The organism is Jatrophihabitans sp. (assembly GCF_036000465.1).
GTDB lineage: Bacteria > Actinomycetota > Actinomycetes > Mycobacteriales > Jatrophihabitantaceae > Jatrophihabitans.
The window spans coordinates 13,833-32,065 of record NZ_DASYFV010000017.1 but is presented as its reverse complement, the minus strand read 5'-3'; the positions used below and the strand labels follow the sequence as shown (position 1 = coordinate 32,065).

Sequence of the window (18,233 nt, the reverse complement as noted above, 5' to 3'; positions counted from 1 at the left end):
AGTTTGGGAGGCAAACACCATGAGTCTTCGCATCAACACCAACGTCGCCGCGCTCAACGCGTACAACAACCTGGCGACCAACCAGGCCAACCAGGCGAGCTCGTTCGAGCGTCTCTCGTCCGGCCTGCGCATCAACAAGGCTGCCGACGACGCGGCCGGTCTGTCCATCAGCCAGGGCCTGACCAGCCAGATCAACGGCATGACCCAGGCCGTGTCGAACGCCCAGGACGGCATCAACGTCGCCCAGATCGCCGACGGCGCCCTCGGCACCACGCAGAACATCCTGCAGCGCATGCGTACGCTCGCGGTGCAGGCCAACAACACCGGTTCGATGGACGCCAACGCGGTGTCGGCGGCTCAGGCCGAGCTCGGCAACCTGAACAAGGAGCTGGACAGCATCTCCAGCAGCACCGCGTTCGGCGGTTCGCCCCTGCTCGACCTCACCACCGGCAACAAGGGCGTGTTCCAGTTCCAGGTCGGTGCCAACGACAGCACGGGCGTCGGTGGCGCGAGCAACCAGCTCAGCCTTGACCTGAGCACCACTGGTGCTCTGGCGGGTGCCACCATCACCGCGTACGACTCGACCGGCCTGAAGACCAGCGGCTTGAACCTGTCGACTGGCGCTGGGGCTGCGATCACCGCGATCGACGCCGCGATCAAGGACGTCTCCACCGCTCGTTCCTACATCGGTGCGACGCAGAACCAGCTCAACTACACGGTGAGCAACCTGCAGACCTCGATCACCAACGTCACGGCTTCCCGGTCGAACCTGACCGACGCCGACCTCGCGTCCGAGGTGACGAAGATGACCCAGTCGCAGATCCTCTCCCAGGCCGCCACCTCGGTGCTGGCCCAGGCGAACTCGGCCCCGCAGGCCATCCTGAAGCTCCTGCAGTAAGAGGAGCCCTGAGTTCGGGACGGGTGGGTCAGACCCTGAACTGACCCGCCCGTCCCGTCTCGACTTTCTGCCCTGTTCTCACGCCATGACCCGATCCCGGAAGGATGCTCATGACCTCGCCGAGCAGCTTCAGCGTCTCCGGCCTGCTCGGCGGCGCGGCAGGGTCGATCGACACCAACGCCCTCGTGACCCAGTTGGTCGCGGCCGCCGCGCTCCCGCAGACCGCGCTGAAGAGTCAGCTCGCGCTCCAGCAGACAAAGGTGTCGGCCTACCAGGCGATCAACGCCAATGTCTCCTCGCTTCAGACCGCAGCGCAGGCGCTCACCGATCCCACTGCCTGGACCGCGACAACGGCGACCTCGTCGAATCCGGCCGTGGTCGCCAGCAGCACGGGCGTGGCAACGCCCGGTGCGACCTCGTTCAACGTTCTCGCCCTCGCCGCAGCGCAGATCAGCACAGTGGCGACCGATGCGAACGGCAACGTCGTGAGCAATCCGGCTGCGGGCATCAGCATCACCGGCGCCGACCGGGTGGTCCATTCGCTCACGCCGGCCTCCGGGTCGGCGTCCGACGTTGCCGCCGCGATCAATGCGGCCGGGGTTGGTGTGCGGGCGATGGTCGTGAACACCGACAGCGGCAAGGTCCTCCAGCTCGCGTCGACAACGACCGGACTGAACTCGGCATTCACGATCGGCGGCACGGACACGGCTGCCCAGACGGTGGTCTCGGCCCAGAACGCGCAGATCGGCGTCGGCACGCCCGGGGCCGGAGGCTATACCGTCAGCAGCTCGACCAACTCCTTCACAGGCGTCATCCCCGGCGTGACCTTCTCGGTGAATGCGCTCGCTACTGGCGTCGGGATAACCATCAGCTCGGATCAGAAGTCCATCAGTGACAAAGTCGCTGCCCTGGTATCCGCCATCAATGCGACTTCAAACACCATCGGTCAGACGAGCAGCAACGGGGCGGTCCTCCAGGGATCGTCCGACGTGCGTGACCTGGCCCAGTCGCTGGTCTCGACCGTCAGCGCCGGCACCGCTGCCGGAGGTTCGCTCAGTACGTACGGCATCAACCTCGACAAGAACGGCGTCCTCAGCTTCGACGCAGCCGCCTTCGCAACGGCGTACGCGAGTGACCCGGCTGGTACGCAGGCTGCGCTCGTCGGCTCCTTTGCCGCAAACGTCAACTCGACCGTCGCCACGGCGAACGACCCGACGCATGGGACGCTCACTACGGCCATCATGTCGGGCAACTCCAACGAGACCGACCTGACCAAGCGGATCAACGACTGGACCACCAAGTTGGCCGACATCCAGACGCGCTATCAGGCCAAGTTCACCGCCATGGAGACCGCGCTCGCGAAGCTGCAGTCGCAGGGCACCTATCTGACCAACATGTTCAAGAGCATGAACGGCTCGAGCTCCTCGAGCTCGAACTGACGGCGAGGATTCTCACATGGCTGCCGACGAGCTCCGCGCGCGCTTCCTGCGCGACAGGGTGATGACCGCGAGCCCCGCCCAGCGTGTAGTGATGATCTACGACCGTCTGAACCTCGACCTGGCTCGGGCGGCCGCCGCGGTGGACGACCCGGCCGAGGCCGGCGCCCAACTCGCGCACGCGATGCAGATCGTCACCGAGCTGCACAGCAGCCTCGACACCGCGGCCGGCGGCCCGGCCGACAACCTCTCCTCGATCTACGCATTCCTCATCCGTGAGCTGATCGCCATCCGCGGCGGCCAGACGCAGCGCCTGCCCGCGGTCATCGAGATGGTGACCGGCCTGCGCGAGGCGTGGGCCACGGCGGCCGAGCAGGTCGTGCGCGAACCGGCGTCGCTCGGCGCCGCTGCTGGAGCATGGGTGGGCTGAGATGCCCGACCACCTGCCCAGCTGGACCGAGGTGCTCGCCGCCGTCGAGGAGGACGCGCGGCGCGCCGGCGAGCTGCTCGCGTCGAACCCGGAGACCACGGCCGTCCCGGGGGAGTGGACGCTGCCCGGCGCCGTGCTGCCGCCGCTGGCCGACATGCCGCCGGTGCCCGAGGAACTGCGCCACCGCGTGCAGGAGCTGCGCGCGCGCATCGACGAGTTGCAGGCCGAGCTGGTCGTCGCCCTGGGCGAGTGGAACATGCCGGCCCGCGCGGTCTTCACCGGCGTCGCGAGCGGCGCCCCCGTTTTCGTCGACCGGCGGATCTGAGTCCGGTACCCCCAACTAACCGAGACTTACATTCAGTTCCGGAATCGCTAAAGCGCCGTGATCACCGGCCGATTCCAAACCTCGAGCACGGATCGCTCACCCCCTTGGCCGATGGATCGGCAGGCTCCACCCGGAGGTCATCCGTGTTCGACGACGTCGCAGCCGTGTCGCTGCAGACCGCGATAGCCGGCCTGTCGGCCCGCCAGCAGATGACGGCGCAGAACATCGCCAACGTCGAGACGCCCGGGTACACCGCGCACACGGTCTCCTTCGAGCAGAGCCTCGCCTCCGCCATCGCCGGGGGTGACCCGAGCCAGGCCGTGATCACCACCGGCGCGAGCACGGCCCAGGCCGGCCTCAACGGCAACAACGTGAGCATCGGTGACGAGATGGTTACCGCCACCAAGACCGGCCTGCAGGAGAAGCTGGTCATGGGCGGCATCACGGCCAAGTACGAGCTCTACAGCACGGTCCTGAAGGGCTGACGCGCATGTTCGACGCCATCGGCACCGCCGGCACCGGCCTCTCGGTCTACCAGACCTGGCTCGACGCGATCTCCAACAACATCGCCAACGTCAACGACATCACACCCACGTCGGGCAAGGCCTTCCAGGCGCAGTACGTGCAGGCCGCGCCGATCACCGGCGGGGCGCAGGGTCTCGGCCAGGGCGTTCAGGTCAGCTCGCTGCCACGCTCGAGCGCGCAGGGGATCGTGACCTACGACCCGACGAACCCGGTCGCCGACGCGAGCGGCTACGTCCGCCGCCCCGACATCGACATGGGCGAGCAGATGGGCAACATGATCATGGCCCAGCGCGCCTTCCAGGCGAACGCGACGACGATCGACCGGGCCAAGGACGTCTACGAGGCGGCCATCGCGATCGGCAAGGGCATCTGATGACCGCACCCATCGCCGCCATCGGTGCCGTCACTGGCCTCGGGGCCGTCGGCTCCGTCGGTCCGGCCGCCGCGACCTCACCCGCCCTCGGCGCCAGCGCGACGTCGGGCACCGACTTCGCCACCGCGCTCGGCAAGGGCCTCGACGCCGTGCAGGGCTCGCAGAACACCGCTGACGGGCTGGCGCTGCAGGCCGCGTCGGGCACGCTGGTCGACCCGGCGCAGTACACGATGGCCGCCACCCAGGCCCAGCTGATGACCCAGCTCGCCACGACGCTCGAGAGCAAGGCCGTCGCGGCCTTCAACCAGATCATGGGGATGCAGGCCTGATGAAGGAACAGATCCAGACCCTGCTCGGCCGCGCGTGGACCGAGTTCAAGGCGTTCTCGCCCGGGCAGAAGACGGTGGCCATCGCGGCCGCGCTCGCGCTGATCATCGGCGGCTACTTCTTCACGACGTACCAGGCGACCCCCGCGTACGCGCCGCTGTACACGAACCTGGCGGCGAGCGACGCCAGCGCGATCGTCGACAAGCTGAACTCGGCCGGGGTGCCGTACCAGCTGGGTCAGGCCGGCACCGAGATCCTGGTGCCGCAGGACAAGGTCTACTCGACGCGGCTGACGGTCAGTGCGGCCGGCCTGCCGTCGTCGACGCAGACCGGGTACTCCCTGCTCGACAAGGAGGGGGTCACCACCTCCGAGTTCAAGCAGCAGATCGACTACCAACGCGCTATCGAAGGGGAGCTCGCCAAGACCATCCAGTCGATGAGTGGCGTGCAGAGCGCGTCGGTACACCTGGCCATCCCGCAGCAGGACGTCTTCAACGACGGCTCGCAGAAGCCGACGGCGGCCGTGCTGCTCGGCACCGCGGCGGGCCTGCAGCTGACACCGTCGCAGGTGCAGTCGATCGTCTACCTCGTCAGCTCGTCCGTGCCGAACCTGGCCGCCGACGCGGTGACGGTGACCGACTCCAACGGCCAGCTGCTCGCGTCGCCCGGTAACGGCATCGGCGGGTTCGCCGGCAACGATGCCCGCAGCCAGGCGACGCAGGCCTACAACGCGCAGATGGCGGCCAAGCTGCAGAGCCTGATCGACCCGGTCGTCGGCGCGGGCCACGCCCAGGTCAGCGTCAACGCCATCCTCGACTTCAGCAAGAAGAGCACCACCACGAAGCGCTACGTCTACGACCCGACGGCGCCGCCGCTGTCGGAGTCGAAGACGGCCGAGAAGTACACCGGCGCCGCGGCCACCGGGGCCGGCGGCACGCTCGGCGCGGGCACGGCCTCCACCGGCACGGCCGCCAACTCCGGCGGCACGTACAACAAGGCGAGCGACACCCGCGACAACGCGCTGGGCACTCAGACCGAGGTCGTCGACAACGCCCCGGGCGACGTCAGCAAGATGTCGGTCGGCGTGCTGCTCGACGGCTCGGTCAAGGGCCTGGCCCTGACGAAGGTCCAGTCGCTGCTCTCCGCCGCCGCGGGTATCACGCCGGCGCGGGGCGACACGCTGTCCATCGAGGCGATGCGCTTCGACACGACCGCCGCCGCGGCCGCTGCGGCATCGGCCAAGGCCACGGCCGCGGCCGCCGCGGCCAAGGCCTCGCAGAACCAGCTGATGTCGCTCATCAAGCAGGGCGCGCTCGGCGCGGTGCTGCTCGCGGTGCTGATCGGCACCTGGCTCGCCTCGCGCAAGCGTCGCCGCCAGGGCCCGCCGGCGCCGGCGATCGAGTACATCGAGCAGCCGCTGCCGATCGCCCCGGCGCCGGACCCGCACAGTGCCGTCGCCGCGGCCGAGTACCAGGAGAACGTCGCCCGCCGCCGGGCCCTGGTCTCGCTGGCCGAGGAGCAGCCGGAGGACGTCGCCTCGGTGCTGTCGAACTGGCTCAACAGCAACGGCGACCGCAACGACCACGCGAAGTCGCCGTGGACCCCCGGCCTGGCCGACGCCGGCCGCACGAACTGACGTCCGTCGAGCACCGAGAACAGGGACACCTTGCGATGACTGCGACCTTGAGTGACGAGATGGCGACCGTCCTGCCGATGCCCGGCCTGGAGGCCGTGCCCGAGGCCCCGGCGCCCGCTCCGCCCGCCCCGCCCGTCCGCGACGCCGCGGCCCACCTGAACGGCCGGCAGAAGGCGGCCGTGCTCGTGCTGCAGCTCGGCCGCGAGGCTTCCGCCCGCGTGCTCGGCCAGCTCTCCGAGGCCGAGCTCGAGGACCTCTCCAGCGAGATCGCTCGCATGGGCAGCGTGTCGGCCGACGTGTCGGCGGCGGTGCTCGCCGAGTTCGCCGGCGTGCTCGCCAGCGGCGGGTCGACGACCCGCGGCGGCCTCGAACTCGCCCGCGAGCTGCTGCTCGCTACCGTCGGCCAGGAGCGGGCCGGCGAGATCCTCGACCGCCTCTCGCAGGCCTTCGTCGAGCTGCCCTTCGCCTTCACCCAGCACCTCGACGCCCGTCAGATCATCTCGTTCCTGTCCGACGAGCACCCGCAGACGATCGCCCTCGTGCTGGCGCACATGTCGGCCGGCGCGGCCTCGGACGTGCTCGCCGGGCTGCAGCGCGACCTCCAGTCCGACGTCGCGCACCGCATCGCGATCATGGACCGTACGTCGCCCGACCTGATCCGCCAGATCGAGTCCGCGCTGTCGCGTCGCCTGTCCTCGCTCGGCGTCGCCAGCGACCTGTCGGCCGTCGGCGGCGTCAAGCCGCTCGTCGAGATCATCAACCGGGCCGACCGTGGCACCGAGCGCCTCATCCTCGAGGGCCTCGAGCAGCGCGACCCGCAGCTCGCCGAGCAGGTCCGCGGCCAGATGTTCATGTTCGAGGACCTCGTCGGGCTCGACGACCGCGCCGTGCAGCTGGTGCTGCGCGAGGTGCAGGTCAACGAACTCGCCACCGCCCTCAAGGGTGTGGCCGACGCCGTGCGCCTCAAGGTCCAGCGCAACATGTCCGAGCGCGCGGCCCTCACGCTGGCCGAGGAGATCGAGCTGCTCGGCCCGGTGCGGGTCAACGTCGTCGAAGAGGCGCAGGCCGCGGTCGTGCGGGTCATCCGCTCGCTCGAGGAGTCGGGCCAGATCGTCGTCGGGAGAGGGGACGAGGATGCCTTCGTCGCCTGAGCCCACCATCGCCGCCTGGCTGCCGGGCGAGCTCACCGCCGGCGCCCGCCCGTCGCCGGTGACCGCCGTGACCGACACGTTCGTCGCGGCCGACCTCGCGCCGCAGGCCCCGCCGCTGTTCGAGATCGCCTCGTCCGGCGGCATCCCGGACGACCTGCTCGTGGCCGCCCGCTCGGCCGCCCGCGCCGCCGGTTACCTCGAGGGCTGGGCCAGCGGCCTGCGCGCCGCCGAGGCCCGCGCCGCGGGGGAGACCGAGCGCCGCCGCCGGGAGACGCAGGCGTTCGCCGCCGAGCAGGCCGCGCTGGCCGCTCGCGCGCTCGCCGCCGTCGACGCCGCGGCAGGTGCCCTCGAACGGCGCGCCGTCCCGGGCGCGGCCGAGCTCGAGGAGCTGATCGTCAGCGCCGCCCTCGACATCGCCGAGGGCCTCGTCGGCAGCGCGCTGCGCGACGACGACACCCGCTCGCACGCGGCCCTGACCCGGGCCCTCGCCCTGGCCCCGGCCGACGAGGACGTGGAGATCCGTCTCGCGCCGGCCGACCACGCGCTGGTCTCCACCGCGGGACCGCTCGACTCGACGCGGCGCCGGATCACCCTCGTCGCCGACCCGACCCTGCTGCCCGGTGACGCTGTCGCCGTCTCCGGCGCGACCGAGGTCGACGCCCGCATCGCCGCCGGTCTGGCCCGCGTCCGGGCGGTGCTGCAGAAGTGACCTCGGTTCTCGATCGGCTGCGCACGGCCGCCGCGGACGCGGTCGCCGCGTCGCAGCCGCGCGTGTCCGGCCAGGTCGACGAGGTGCGCGGCCTCTCGGTCTCGGTGCGCGGCGTGCCCGCCCGCACCGGCGACCTCGTGCACATCGGCGAGAACGCCCTGCCGGCCGAGGTCGTCTCGGTGCAGGGCCAGCACGCCACCTGCCTGCCGCTCGGCTCGGTCACCGGCATCGCGAGCGGCGACCGCGTGGTCGCCACCGGCCAGGCGATGACCGTCGCGGTGGGGGAGCACCTGCTCGGCCAGGTGCTCGACGGCCTGGGCAACCCGCTCGACGGCTCGTCGCTGCCCCCCGGGCTCAGCCGTGTCAGCATCGACTCGGCGCCGCCGAGCGCGCTCACCCGACGCCGCGTCGACGCCCAGCTGCCGCTCGGCGTGCGCGCGATCGACACGCTCGTCCCGGTCGGCCGGGGCCAGCGCATGGGCATCTTCGCCGGCAGCGGCGTCGGCAAGTCGAGCCTGCTGTCGATGATCACCCGCGGCACCCAGGCCGACGTCACCGTGCTCGCCCTCGTCGGCGAGCGTGGCCGCGAGGTGCGCGAGTTCCTCGAGGACGACCTCGGACCGGAGGGGCTGCGCAACGCCGTCGTCATCGTGGCGACCTCCGACCAGCCGCCCATGGTGCGCCTGCGCGCGGCCTTCGTCGCGACCCGCATCGCCGAGTGGTTCCGCGACACCGGTCGTGAGGTGCTGCTGATGATGGACAGCCTCACCCGCCTCGCCATGGCCCAGCGCGAGATCGGCCTGTCGGCCGGCGAGCCGCCGACGACCCGCGGCTACCCGCCGTCGGTGTTCGCGATGCTGCCGCAGCTGCTCGAGCGCGCCGGCGGTTCGGCCGACGGATCGATCACCGGGCTCTACACCGTGCTCGTCGAGGGCGACGACCACAACGAGCCCATCGCCGACACCGCGCGCTCGATCCTGGACGGGCACATCGTGCTCGACCGCAAGCTCGCCAACGCCGGTCACTTCCCGAGCATCGACGTGCTGCAGTCCGTCTCGCGCGTCGCCAACGCGATCACCGGGCCGGAGCAGCGAACCCTCGCCCGCGAGACCCGCAAGCTGATCGACGCCCGCAAGGACGTCAAGGAGCTTGTCGAGATCGGCGCCTACGTCGCCGGCACCAACCCGCTCGCCGACCACGCCCTCGCCCTGTGGCCGAGCCTGCAGGACTTCCTCCAGCAGGACATCCGCGACCTCGTCGCGGCCGACGCGTCGTGGTCGCAGCTCGGTCACCTGATCGCCCCGGAGAACGTCGCATGAGCAAGCACTGGCTGTCCGGTCTGCTGCGCGCGCGGCAGCTGCAGGAGGACTCGGCCAAGCAGCGCCTCGCCGGCGCGCAGCGCGAGTCGCAGCACGCCCGCGGACGCGTGCGCCACCACGTCGACCGCATCGAGTCGCTGGTCGCGGCCGACGCCGTCGACAACGCGCCCGCGTTCACCGCGGCCGCGGCCGCCCTCCAGGCCGCCGCCGCCACGCACTCGGCCGCGCTGCGCGCGGTCGACGACGCCGACCAGTTCGTGTCGCTGCGCCACGGCGAGCTCACCGCCGCCGCCCGCGCGCGGCGCACGGTCGAGGAGATGCACGAGCAGCACCTGGCCGAGATCCGCGCCCGGCACGCCGCCGCCGCCATGCGCGAGATGGACGAGATCGCCGCCCGCGTGCACCGGGACGGCACCGCCGGAGCTCGCTCGTGACCGCCCCGGCCGCGGTCGGCCTCGGCGACATCGCCGCCCAGATCGCCGCCATCCAGTCGACCATCGCCTCGCTCTCGGCGCGGGCCGCGGTGGCCACCACGGCCGGATCGACGACGGGCGTCGCGTCGAGCGCCGCCGCGTTCGGGGCCCAGTACTCGAGCGCGCTGGCGTCGACCACGTCCAGCGGCCCGACCGCCGGCACGGGGTCGGTCACGGGCGACGCCGTCGTCGCCGACGCGAAGAAGTACCTCGGCGTGCCCTACGTATGGGGCGCCGAGTCGATGTCCGGCATCGACTGCTCGGGCCTGGTGCAGGCGACGTACAAGGACCTCGGCATCTCGCTGCCGCGCGTGGCGGCCGACCAGGCGCACGAGGGCACCGCGGTGCCCTCGCTGGCCCAGGCCCAGCCCGGTGACCTGCTGACCTTCGGCGACCCGGCCTACCACATCGCGATCTACCTCGGGAACAACCAGCTCATCGAGTCACCCGAGCCGGGCAAGACCGTGCACATCACCGACGTCTACCAGACCCCGACGTCGATCCGCCGCATCGTGCCGGCCGGCCCGGCCGCCGCACCGGCGACGACCCAGGTCGGCGGGCTCTCGGCCGCGGCGCTCACCTCCGCCGGGCTCACCCCGTCCGTGGCCGCGTTCGCCCCGCAGTTCGCCGCCGCCGAGGCGCAGTACCGGCTGCCCGCCGGGATGCTCGCCGCGGTCGCCCAGCAGGAGTCCGGCGGCAACCCGAGCGCCGTGAGTCCCGCCGGTGCCCAGGGCCTCATGCAGCTCATGCCGGCGACCGCCGCGGGCGCCGGGGTCAACGCCTTCGACCCGGGCCAGTCGATCGAGGCCGCGGCCAAGATCCTGTCGGGCAACCTGCACCGCTTCAACGGCTCGGTGCCGCTGGCCCTCGCGGCCTACAACGCCGGCGCCGGGGCGGTCGCGCAGTACGGCGGCATCCCGCCCTACACCGAGACCCAGAACTACGTGCGGCGCATCGTCGCGATGATGGAGGCCGGCGGATGACCTTGATGATCGGACCGTCGGTCGCGCCCACGCCGGTGGCCGCGACGACCTCCGGCGCCGGACCCGACGCAGCCGGATCGGACGCGTTCTCCGGCGCGTTGAACGAGGCCCACGAGGCCCACGAGCCGCAGCGCTCGGACCGCGCCGCCGAGCGGTCGCGCTCGAGCGAACACTCGCAGGCACCGGAGCACGCGCACGGTGCCGGGGCGAGCAAGCCCGGCAACGGCGACGACCCATCGGCCCCGGCCGCGGCCGCCACGGACCCGTCCGTCGTGGCCGGTGGGCTGCTCGTGACCGGCGGTCTGACCCCGCCGCCCGCCCCGACGACGACCCCCGCCGATCTTCATGCCGACACGCCGGCCGGGCAGGGTGACGGCATGAAGATCGCCGTCACTGCCGCCGGCCACGCGGGAGCGGTCGACGCCCGGTCAGCGACGCCCGCGGTTGCGGCGCAAGAACGGACCCGGGTTCCGGTCGACCCCGGCGCGAGCACCGACGCAGCCGCCGACCAGCCGCTCGATCGACTGCACCGCGCAACCGCGGCCGGCCCGGCGACGTCCGCCGCCCCGTCGACCCCGCTGGTGCCCAACCCGGCAGCGCCCACCGTGGCCGGGACCCGGACCGCTGTCCCGACCCCGACCACGCCGATCGTTCCGGCTGCCGGGCCGACCCCGCCGGCCGCCGCGGCCACGCCCCCGGCCCACCGCGCCGAGATCCCGCCCCTTCCGGTCGACCCGGGCGTGGCGTCCGCCGCCGCGGGTACCGGTTTCGCGGCAGCCCTGCGCGACGTCGCCGACCCGGCCGCCCCGCACCCGGGCAAGCCCGTCCCGGTGGAAGGGTCACCCGCCCTCGCCGCAGCGGGCGCCCCGCCCGCCCCGCACCTCCACACCGCCGTCCCGGTCTCGGACGTCGGGTCGATCCGCCCGGCCCAGGCACCGCTGCCCGAGCAGCCGCTGCTGCTCGGCGCGCTCAGCCGGCTGCGCGACCGCGGCAACGGGGTCCACGAGCTCACTGTCTCGCTGCACCCGGCCGAGCTCGGCGCGGTGAACCTCACCGCCGTGGTGCGCGACGGGTCGATCACCGTGAGCCTCGCCGTCGTCGACCCGGCGGCCCGCGCCGCGGTGACCAGCGCGCTCCCGGGTCTGCACCACGACCTGGCGCAGTCCGGCTTCAGCGGCGTCGACGTGTCGGTCGCCGATCACGGTCACGCGCAGCAGGACCGCTCCGGCGATCCGCGCTCGGCCGGCTCCGGCGGCCACGGGCCCGCCCCCCGCGACGACCGCCCCGACGAGCGTCCGGCCCCGCGCCGCACCGTCCAGCTCGACCGCTACCTCGACCGACTCCTCTGATCGGACTGCACCCATGACGACTCCCATCCCCGCCGTCGGCACGCCCGGCGTCGCGCCCGCGACCGGCCCCGCCGCCGCCAAGACCGGCAGCAGCGGCCAGCCGATGCTCGACCCGCAGGCCTTCCTGCAACTGCTCGTCGCCCAACTCAAGTACCAGGATCCGAGCAGCCCGGTCGACACCTCGGCGTTCATGCAGCAGACCGCGACGCTCTCCCAGGTGCAGACCATGACCACGATGTCGGCGACGCTCACCGCCCTGGTCAACTCCCAGCAGGCGCAGTCGGCGATGAGCCTGATCGGCAAGGACGTCACCTACACCGACTCCGCCGGCGGCACGAGCAGCGGCATCGTGTCCGCCGTGTCGACCGGCGGCGCCGGCGCCATGCTCACGATCGGCTCGGCCTCCGTGCCGGCCGGCAGCGTCACGGAGGTGAGGGCGGCCCCCAGCGGCACCACGCCGTGATCATCACCGCAACCCGATCCAGCTCAGTACTGCCCCCGATCAGTCGATAGAACCCCCTGAGGCACCCGCCTTCCCCCGTCCCGAGGAGCCCCCCGCCATGCTTCGGTCCCTGTTCACCGCGATCTCCGGTCTCGGCGCGCACCAGAAGATGCTCGACGTCACTGCCAACAACATCGCCAACGTCAACACCACCGGCTACAAGAGCAGCACGGTCCAGTTCGAGGACACGCTCAGCCAGACCCTGCAGGGCGGCGGCGCGGCGACGGCCACCACCGGCGGCACCGACCCGATCCAGGTCGGCCTCGGTGTGCGCGTCGCCGGCACGGCCCTGAACTTCACGCAGGGCTCGAGCCAGGCGACCGGCGTCACCAGCAACATGCTGATCAACGGGGACGGCTTCTTCGCCGTGTCGAAGAACGGCCAGCAGCAGTTCACCCGCGCCGGCAACTTCACCCTCGACAACGCCGGCAACCTGGTCACCCCGGATGGTGCGATCGCCGAGAACACCACCGGCACCCCGCTCAACCTCGTCGGCCTCACCAACGGCAGCTACGTGTCGTGGAGCATCGACTCCGGCGGCAACATCAACGGGGTCAACTCCGCCGGCGTGACCACCGTCCTCGGCCAGATCGGCGTCGCGACCTTCGCGAACCCGAACGGCCTGGCCAAGGTCGGCGACACGGCGTTCTCGGCCACCCCCAACTCGGGCGCGGCGAGCATCGGCGCCCCGAACACCGGCTCGCGCGGCAGCATCACGTCGGGCTACGTCGAGATGTCCAACGTGGACCTCTCCCAGGAGCTGACCAACCTGATCATCGCCCAGCGCGGCTTCCAGGCGAACTCGAAGGTCATCACCACCTCCGACGAGGTGCTGCAGACGCTGGTGAACCTGAAGAACTGAGCAAATCGGACGGCGGCGCACTCAAGTGCGCCGCCACCCGGCCGATTTGTAGGACAACGAAGGCCAGGGACGGCCGGAAGTTACGAATCCAAGGATGGACACCGTGTTGCAGCTGACCCGTTTGGGCGGACCTGTCTTCGCGCTCAACCCCGATCTCATCGAGCGAGCGGAGGCCACGCCGGACACCGTCGTGACCCTCGTCAACGGCAGCCGGTACGTCATCCGCGAATCGCTCGAGGAACTCGCCGAGCTCATCAACGACTACCGCGCGAGCATCATCGCCGCGGCGCAGACGCTGACCGACCGCAGCCGCACGGCCCCCCGCGAGGTCGCCTCGCGCGAGCACAACTCCTCCGCCGGCGCCTCCGTCGTGGTGCTGCACCCCGGGGAGCGCTGACATGGATCCGGCCACCATCATCGGTGTCGGAGCCGCCCTCGTCGCCATCTTCGGATCGGTGGTCATGGAGGGTGGGGATCCGATGGCGATCTTCATCCCCGCTCCGATGGTCCTGGTGTTCGTCGGGACGTTCGGCGCGGCCTGCGCCGGGGCGATGTTCGACGACGTCAAGGCGCTGCCGAAACAGCTCATCCGGGCGTTCACCGCGAAGCCCTCCACCCCCGGCGACAGCGTCGACGTCATCGTCGCCCTGGCCGGCCGCGCCCGCCGCGAGGGCCTGCTCTCGCTGGAGGGTGAGATCGCCGCCGTCGAGAACCCGTTCCTGAAGCGGGCGCTCGAGATGGCCGTCGACGGCACCGACGCCGACGAGCTCGGTGAGATCCTCGGCGCCGAGATCGACGCCAAGCGGGCCGGCGACGGCGCCGCGGCCAAGCTCTTCCACGACATGGGCGGCTTCTCGCCGACGATCGGCATCATCGGCACCGTCCTCGGCCTCGTGCACGTGCTCGGCGACCTCAGCGACCCCTCCACGCTCGGCTCGAAGATCGCGTCGGCCTTCGTCGCCACGCTGTGGGGCGTGCTGTCGGCGAACGTGTTCTTCTTCCCGCTGGCCAACCGCCTGAAGCGGGTCGGCGAGGCCGAGTGCGAGGAGATGGAGCTGGCGCTCGAGGGCGTCATCGCGATCCAGGCCGGCTCGAACCCGCGCCTGATCGCCCAGAAGCTGCAGAGCATGCTGCCCAACTTCGTGCCGCCCGAGAAGGACGCGGCCTGATGTCGGCCGCCGCATCGAAGGTCGGCCACGGCGCCAAGAGCGCCACCTCGCGCGGGCGCCGCAGCAAGCGCGGCGCCGACCACGGTGGCGAGGAGGGCGCCGAGCGCTGGATGGTCACCTACGCCGACATGCTGACGCTGCTGCTCGTGCTGTTCATCGTGCTGTTCTCGATCTCGGTCGTGAACACGTCGAAGTTCCTGGAGCTGAAGCACTCGCTGTCGTCGGCGTTCGGGAACGGCGAGACCAGCGTGCTCAACGGCGGCAACGGCCTGAACCAGAACGCTGCCGACGGCCAGGGGCAGCAGATCGTCCTCCCGGGTATGCCGGCCGTCGGTCCGGATGCCTCGACGATGCCGCAGGCGCCGACCACGATGCAGGCCGACAAGCGAGGCGTGGCCGTGCAGCAGGAGGTCGAGGACTTCACCCAGATCAAGAAGCGCATCAACGCCGCGCTGCGCAAGGCCGGCATGGCCGGAGCGGTCAACTTCGCGATCGACCGCCGCGGCCTGATCATCACCGTCGTCACCAACGCGCTGGTGTTCCCGGGCAACAGTGCGAACCTGCTGCCCGGCGGTAAGCGGATCTTCGACGTCGTCGCCCCGCCGCTGGTGACCAACCGGCACAGCATCGAGGTCGACGGCTACACCAACCAGGTCAAGGTCAACACCGACCCCTACCCGACCGGGTGGGAGCTGTCCTCGGCCCGGGCCTCGGCCGTGGTGCGCTACCTGGCCTCGGCCGGCGTCTCGCCGTCGCGGCTGAGCGCGGTCGGCTTCTCCGACCAGCGCCCGCTCTACCCGGCGTCCGACCCGCGAGCGGTCGCCCTGAACCGCCGCGTCGAGATCGTCGTGCTCACCTCTCTCCCGTCCGAGGCCGCCGCGCTCCTGCCGGCTGCCGCTGCCGCCGCACGTTGACCCCCACCCAAGGACCCACCATGACCTCAGCCATCAAGCAGGAGCAGCGCTTCGCGACGAACTCCGGTTCGCCCGCGACGGCGAAGGGCCCGGGCGGCAAGCCGACCAAGGACGGCGACGGCGGCGGCGCCGCCACGGCCAAGCCGAAGATCTACAAGAGCAAGAAGTTCATCCTGGCCCTCGTCGGGCTGTTCGTCGTCGGCTACGGCGCCTACACGTTCCTGGCGCCGACGCCCAAGCCCGGCGCGCCCGCCGGCGGCGAGTACGTGCCGGTGTCGACCGACCCGCTGACCCTGAACCTGGCCGGCGGGCACTACCTGAAGGTGGCGATCTCGCTCCAGCTGGTGGCCGGCAAGGCCAAGGCGGCCGACTTCGCCCTGACCACCGCGAAGGCCGCGTCCCTCGCGATCACCGAGTTCAGCGACCGCACCGTGGAGTCGCTGTCCAGCGACACGGCCCGCAAGAAGTTGACCGACGACCTGCTCAAGCAGCTCCAGAAGGCCTACCCGGATGAGGTGTTCGCCGTCTTCCTGACCCAATTCGTCACCCAGTAACCCCGGAGTCCGACTCGCCCCAAGAGTCGGAGAGCCGTGGAATCGATCCCGCGGTTCCGCTCAGGTCGCCGCACCCCCGGCCGATAGCGAGGGCGTGCCAGCGAACGCATCACCCGATCTGCGCGATGTCTCGCGCGCGCCCGGGGTCGAGCCCGATGTCGCGCTGTACGACTTCCGTCGCCCGACCAAGCTGTCGCGCGAGCACATCCGCACGCTGCAGATCGCGTTCGAGACGTTCTCCCGTCGCATGACGACGTTGCTGACGAGCGGGCTGCGCCAGGTCTGTTCGATGACCGTCGCCGACATCGCCCAGGTGAGCTACGAGGAGTACGTCACCAGCCTCGACGCCACCACGCTGATGGTGCCGATCGCGATGCCGCCGCTGCAGGGCACCGGTGTCTGGCAGTTCTCGCTGCCCATGGCGCTGGCCTCGATCGACTACATGCTCGGCGGCCCCGGCGGCACCCAGCCCGACCGCACCCTGACCGAGATCGAGACGACCCTGCTGATGGGCCTGCTCGAGCAGATGGTCGGCTCGCTGCGCTACTCGTTCGAGCCCATCGTGGCCGTCACGCCGTCGCTCGGCGCCATCGAGTACAACCCGCAGTTCCTGCAGGCCGGCAGCGCCACCGACGCCATGATCGTCACCAGCTTCGACATGGTGGTCGGCTCGGAGACCTGCCAGGCGACGCTGTGCCTGCCGCTGGCGCCGCTGCTGCCCCTGCTCGTCGCCCAGCGTCCCCGCCGGCCCGGCGAGGAGGACGACGTCCCCGACGCCACGTCCGTGCGCCAGCGCGTCAAGGAGCGTCTCGGTGACGTGCCGATGAGCGTCAGCGTCGAGTTCGCGCCGCTGTCGCTGAGCCCGGCCCGCATCCTCTCCCTCGCCGAAGGCGACATCGTCCGCCTCGACCACCGCGTCGGCGTCCCGCTCTCGCTGCAGGCCGCCGGCACCGTCTTCGCCCACGCGATCGCCGGCAAGTCCGGATCCAAGCTCGCGGCCCTGGTCGTCGATTCCCCCCTCGATCCCCACCACCCTCACCAGGAGAACGCGTGATCACCGAAGCCACCGGCAACGTCACCGAGGTGCTGGCCACGGCCGCGTCCACGGTCGCCAGCACCCTCGCCGGCGGCGAACCGCTCACCGTGGGCCACCCGACCCGCGAGGCCGACCCGGCCGGGTTCGGCAGCCACGCCGTCATCGCCCGGTTCAGCGGCGCCCGCACCGGCGACCTGCTCCTGGTCGTGGCCGACGACGTCGCGACGGCGTTGCGTGACTCGTCACTCGGCTCGCTGGAACTCGACGCCGCGCTGGCGCCGACCATCGACGCCGTCGCCGCGGCGATCGGTCCGGTCGCGCTCGGCCCGCTCCAGGTGGTCGAGACCCGTCTGGGCATCAACCGCATCCTGGCCGGCCCGGACGCCGCGCTGGTCCCGCTGCTCGGCGGAACCGGCCCCCGCGCCGCCGTCGCCCTCTCCCTCACCCTCCCGACCGCGGCCCCGGTGCTCCCGGCCGCCGCCGAGGACGTCCAGTCGCAGCGGCTCGACCTGCTGCGCGGCGTCGAGATGGCGGCGACGGTCGAGCTCGGCCGCTCGCGGATGACCGTCAACGAGCTGCTGTCACTGCGCTCCGGCGCGGTCATCGAGCTGGACCGGGCCGCCGGTACGCCGGCCGACCTGTTCGTCAACGGCCGGCTCATCGCGCACGGCGAGGTCGTCGTGGTCGACGAGAACTACGGCCTGCGCATCACCCAGGTGATCACCGACGCCCAGGGGCGCTGACCCTGATGGACACGGTTTCCTCGATCGGGCGGCTGCTGCTGTCGCTCGCCTTCGTGCTCGGCCTGATGTGGCTGATCGCACGCAAGGCGAAGAAGAAGACCGGCGGCAAGAGCAGCCGGTTGGTCGACGTGCTCGGCCGCCAGCAGCTCTCCCGCACCGCGTCGGTGGCCGTCGTCCGGGTCATGGACCAGGCCCTCATCCTCGGCGTGACCGACGGGGCCGTGTCCGTGATCGGCGAGACCGACCTCGCGGCCGTCGAGGCCAGGCTCGAGGAGCAGGCGCCGAAGCGGATCGTCAAGGCGACCCGGGCCCCGCGCCCGGCCCGCTCGGCCCGGCCCGCGCCGCCGGCCCGCCCCACCCCGGCGCGACCCGCCCCGGTGCTGTCGAAGGACGCCGCCGAGGCGCTCGAGTCGCTCCCGGTGAAGCGAAGTCCGCTCGCCGGCTCGGCACTCTCGCCGGACACCTGGCGACAGACGATCGACAGCCTGCGCGATCTCACCGCCAGGACGCGCTGACACA

At 71.6% G+C, this 18,233-nt stretch carries 23 protein-coding genes; all 23 read left to right on the top strand.

Going from position 1 to position 18,233, the window contains the following annotated elements:
• Positions 1-19 precede the first annotated feature (19 nt).
• Positions 20-898, top strand: a complete 879-nt coding sequence (locus VGN18_RS07780) for a flagellin (protein WP_327539100.1) — start codon at positions 20-22, stop codon at positions 896-898.
• 110 nt (positions 899-1,008) lie between these two features.
• On the top strand, positions 1,009-2,337 hold the full coding sequence (gene fliD, locus VGN18_RS07775; RefSeq protein WP_327539099.1) for a flagellar filament capping protein FliD: 1,329 nt from the start codon (positions 1,009-1,011) through the stop codon (positions 2,335-2,337).
• Positions 2,338-2,353: 16 nt separating this feature from the next.
• On the top strand, positions 2,354-2,764 hold the full coding sequence (locus tag VGN18_RS07770) for a flagellar export chaperone FliS (RefSeq protein ID WP_327539098.1): 411 nt from the start codon (positions 2,354-2,356) through the stop codon (positions 2,762-2,764).
• Between the two features lies 1 nt (position 2,765).
• The gene (locus tag VGN18_RS07765) at positions 2,766-3,089 is read left to right on the top strand and encodes a hypothetical protein (protein WP_327539097.1); all 324 of its coding nucleotides are present in this window, start codon (positions 2,766-2,768) and stop codon (positions 3,087-3,089) included.
• 143 nt (positions 3,090-3,232) lie between these two features.
• The gene (locus tag VGN18_RS07760) at positions 3,233-3,574 is read left to right on the top strand and encodes a flagellar basal body rod protein FlgB (RefSeq protein WP_327539096.1); all 342 of its coding nucleotides are present in this window, start codon (positions 3,233-3,235) and stop codon (positions 3,572-3,574) included.
• Between the two features lie 5 nt (positions 3,575-3,579).
• Positions 3,580-3,987 carry a flagellar basal body rod protein FlgC gene (locus VGN18_RS07755; protein WP_327539095.1) on the top strand — a complete coding sequence of 136 codons (408 nt, stop codon included), beginning with the start codon at positions 3,580-3,582 and terminating at the stop codon, positions 3,985-3,987.
• A complete protein-coding gene (locus VGN18_RS07750) occupies positions 3,987-4,316 on the top strand; it encodes a flagellar hook-basal body complex protein FliE (protein WP_327539094.1) in 330 nt (109 codons plus the stop codon). The genes VGN18_RS07755 and VGN18_RS07750 overlap by 1 nt, the downstream gene beginning before the upstream one ends.
• On the top strand, positions 4,316-5,950 hold the full coding sequence (fliF, locus tag VGN18_RS07745) for a flagellar basal-body MS-ring/collar protein FliF (RefSeq protein WP_327539093.1): 1,635 nt from the start codon (positions 4,316-4,318) through the stop codon (positions 5,948-5,950). Before VGN18_RS07750 ends, fliF begins: the two co-directional genes overlap by 1 nt.
• Before the next feature lie 35 nt (positions 5,951-5,985).
• The gene (gene fliG, locus VGN18_RS07740; RefSeq protein WP_327539092.1) at positions 5,986-7,101 is read left to right on the top strand and encodes a flagellar motor switch protein FliG; all 1,116 of its coding nucleotides are present in this window, start codon (positions 5,986-5,988) and stop codon (positions 7,099-7,101) included.
• Entirely contained in the window at positions 7,085-7,810 is a 726-nt protein-coding gene (locus tag VGN18_RS07735; protein WP_327539091.1) for a FliH/SctL family protein, read from the top strand. Before fliG ends, VGN18_RS07735 begins: the two co-directional genes overlap by 17 nt.
• Complete coding sequence (locus tag VGN18_RS07730; RefSeq protein WP_327539090.1) at positions 7,807-9,129, top strand: FliI/YscN family ATPase; 1,323 nt, start codon at positions 7,807-7,809, stop codon at positions 9,127-9,129. The genes VGN18_RS07735 and VGN18_RS07730 overlap by 4 nt, the downstream gene beginning before the upstream one ends.
• Positions 9,126-9,563 (top strand): hypothetical protein, encoded by a 438-nt coding sequence (locus VGN18_RS07725; RefSeq protein WP_327539089.1) that lies wholly within the window; start codon positions 9,126-9,128, stop codon positions 9,561-9,563. The genes VGN18_RS07730 and VGN18_RS07725 overlap by 4 nt, the downstream gene beginning before the upstream one ends.
• Positions 9,560-10,585: a transglycosylase SLT domain-containing protein gene (locus VGN18_RS07720; RefSeq protein ID WP_327539088.1), complete on the top strand. Its 1,026-nt coding sequence runs from the start codon at positions 9,560-9,562 to the stop codon at positions 10,583-10,585. The genes VGN18_RS07725 and VGN18_RS07720 overlap by 4 nt, the downstream gene beginning before the upstream one ends.
• Positions 10,586-10,590: 5 nt before the next feature.
• Positions 10,591-11,934 (top strand): flagellar hook-length control protein FliK, encoded by a 1,344-nt coding sequence (locus tag VGN18_RS07715; RefSeq protein WP_327539087.1) that lies wholly within the window; start codon positions 10,591-10,593, stop codon positions 11,932-11,934.
• A 13-nt stretch (positions 11,935-11,947) separates the two neighbouring features.
• Positions 11,948-12,397: a flagellar hook capping FlgD N-terminal domain-containing protein gene (locus VGN18_RS07710; RefSeq protein WP_327539086.1), complete on the top strand. Its 450-nt coding sequence runs from the start codon at positions 11,948-11,950 to the stop codon at positions 12,395-12,397.
• Positions 12,398-12,494: 97 nt separating this feature from the next.
• On the top strand, positions 12,495-13,298 hold the full coding sequence (locus tag VGN18_RS07705) for a flagellar hook-basal body complex protein (RefSeq protein ID WP_327539085.1): 804 nt from the start codon (positions 12,495-12,497) through the stop codon (positions 13,296-13,298).
• Between the two features lie 94 nt (positions 13,299-13,392).
• Entirely contained in the window at positions 13,393-13,695 is a 303-nt protein-coding gene (locus VGN18_RS07700; RefSeq protein WP_327539084.1) for a flagellar FlbD family protein, read from the top strand.
• A 1-nt stretch (position 13,696) separates the two neighbouring features.
• On the top strand, positions 13,697-14,467 hold the full coding sequence (locus VGN18_RS07695; protein WP_327539083.1) for a motility protein A: 771 nt from the start codon (positions 13,697-13,699) through the stop codon (positions 14,465-14,467).
• Positions 14,467-15,381: a flagellar motor protein MotB gene (locus tag VGN18_RS07690; RefSeq protein WP_327539082.1), complete on the top strand. Its 915-nt coding sequence runs from the start codon at positions 14,467-14,469 to the stop codon at positions 15,379-15,381. Before VGN18_RS07695 ends, VGN18_RS07690 begins: the two co-directional genes overlap by 1 nt.
• 20 nt (positions 15,382-15,401) lie before the next feature.
• Positions 15,402-15,935 carry a flagellar basal body-associated FliL family protein gene (locus VGN18_RS07685; RefSeq protein WP_327539081.1) on the top strand — a complete coding sequence of 178 codons (534 nt, stop codon included), beginning with the start codon at positions 15,402-15,404 and terminating at the stop codon, positions 15,933-15,935.
• A 94-nt stretch (positions 15,936-16,029) separates the two neighbouring features.
• Positions 16,030-16,989 (top strand): flagellar motor switch protein FliM, encoded by a 960-nt coding sequence (locus VGN18_RS07680; RefSeq protein ID WP_327539080.1) that lies wholly within the window; start codon positions 16,030-16,032, stop codon positions 16,987-16,989.
• The gene (gene fliN, locus VGN18_RS07675) at positions 16,986-17,714 is read left to right on the top strand and encodes a flagellar motor switch protein FliN (RefSeq protein WP_327539079.1); all 729 of its coding nucleotides are present in this window, start codon (positions 16,986-16,988) and stop codon (positions 17,712-17,714) included. The genes VGN18_RS07680 and fliN overlap by 4 nt, the downstream gene beginning before the upstream one ends.
• A 5-nt stretch (positions 17,715-17,719) precedes the next feature.
• Positions 17,720-18,229 carry a flagellar biosynthetic protein FliO gene (locus VGN18_RS07670; RefSeq protein ID WP_327539078.1) on the top strand — a complete coding sequence of 170 codons (510 nt, stop codon included), beginning with the start codon at positions 17,720-17,722 and terminating at the stop codon, positions 18,227-18,229.
• The last annotated feature ends 4 nt before the right edge of the window (positions 18,230-18,233 follow it).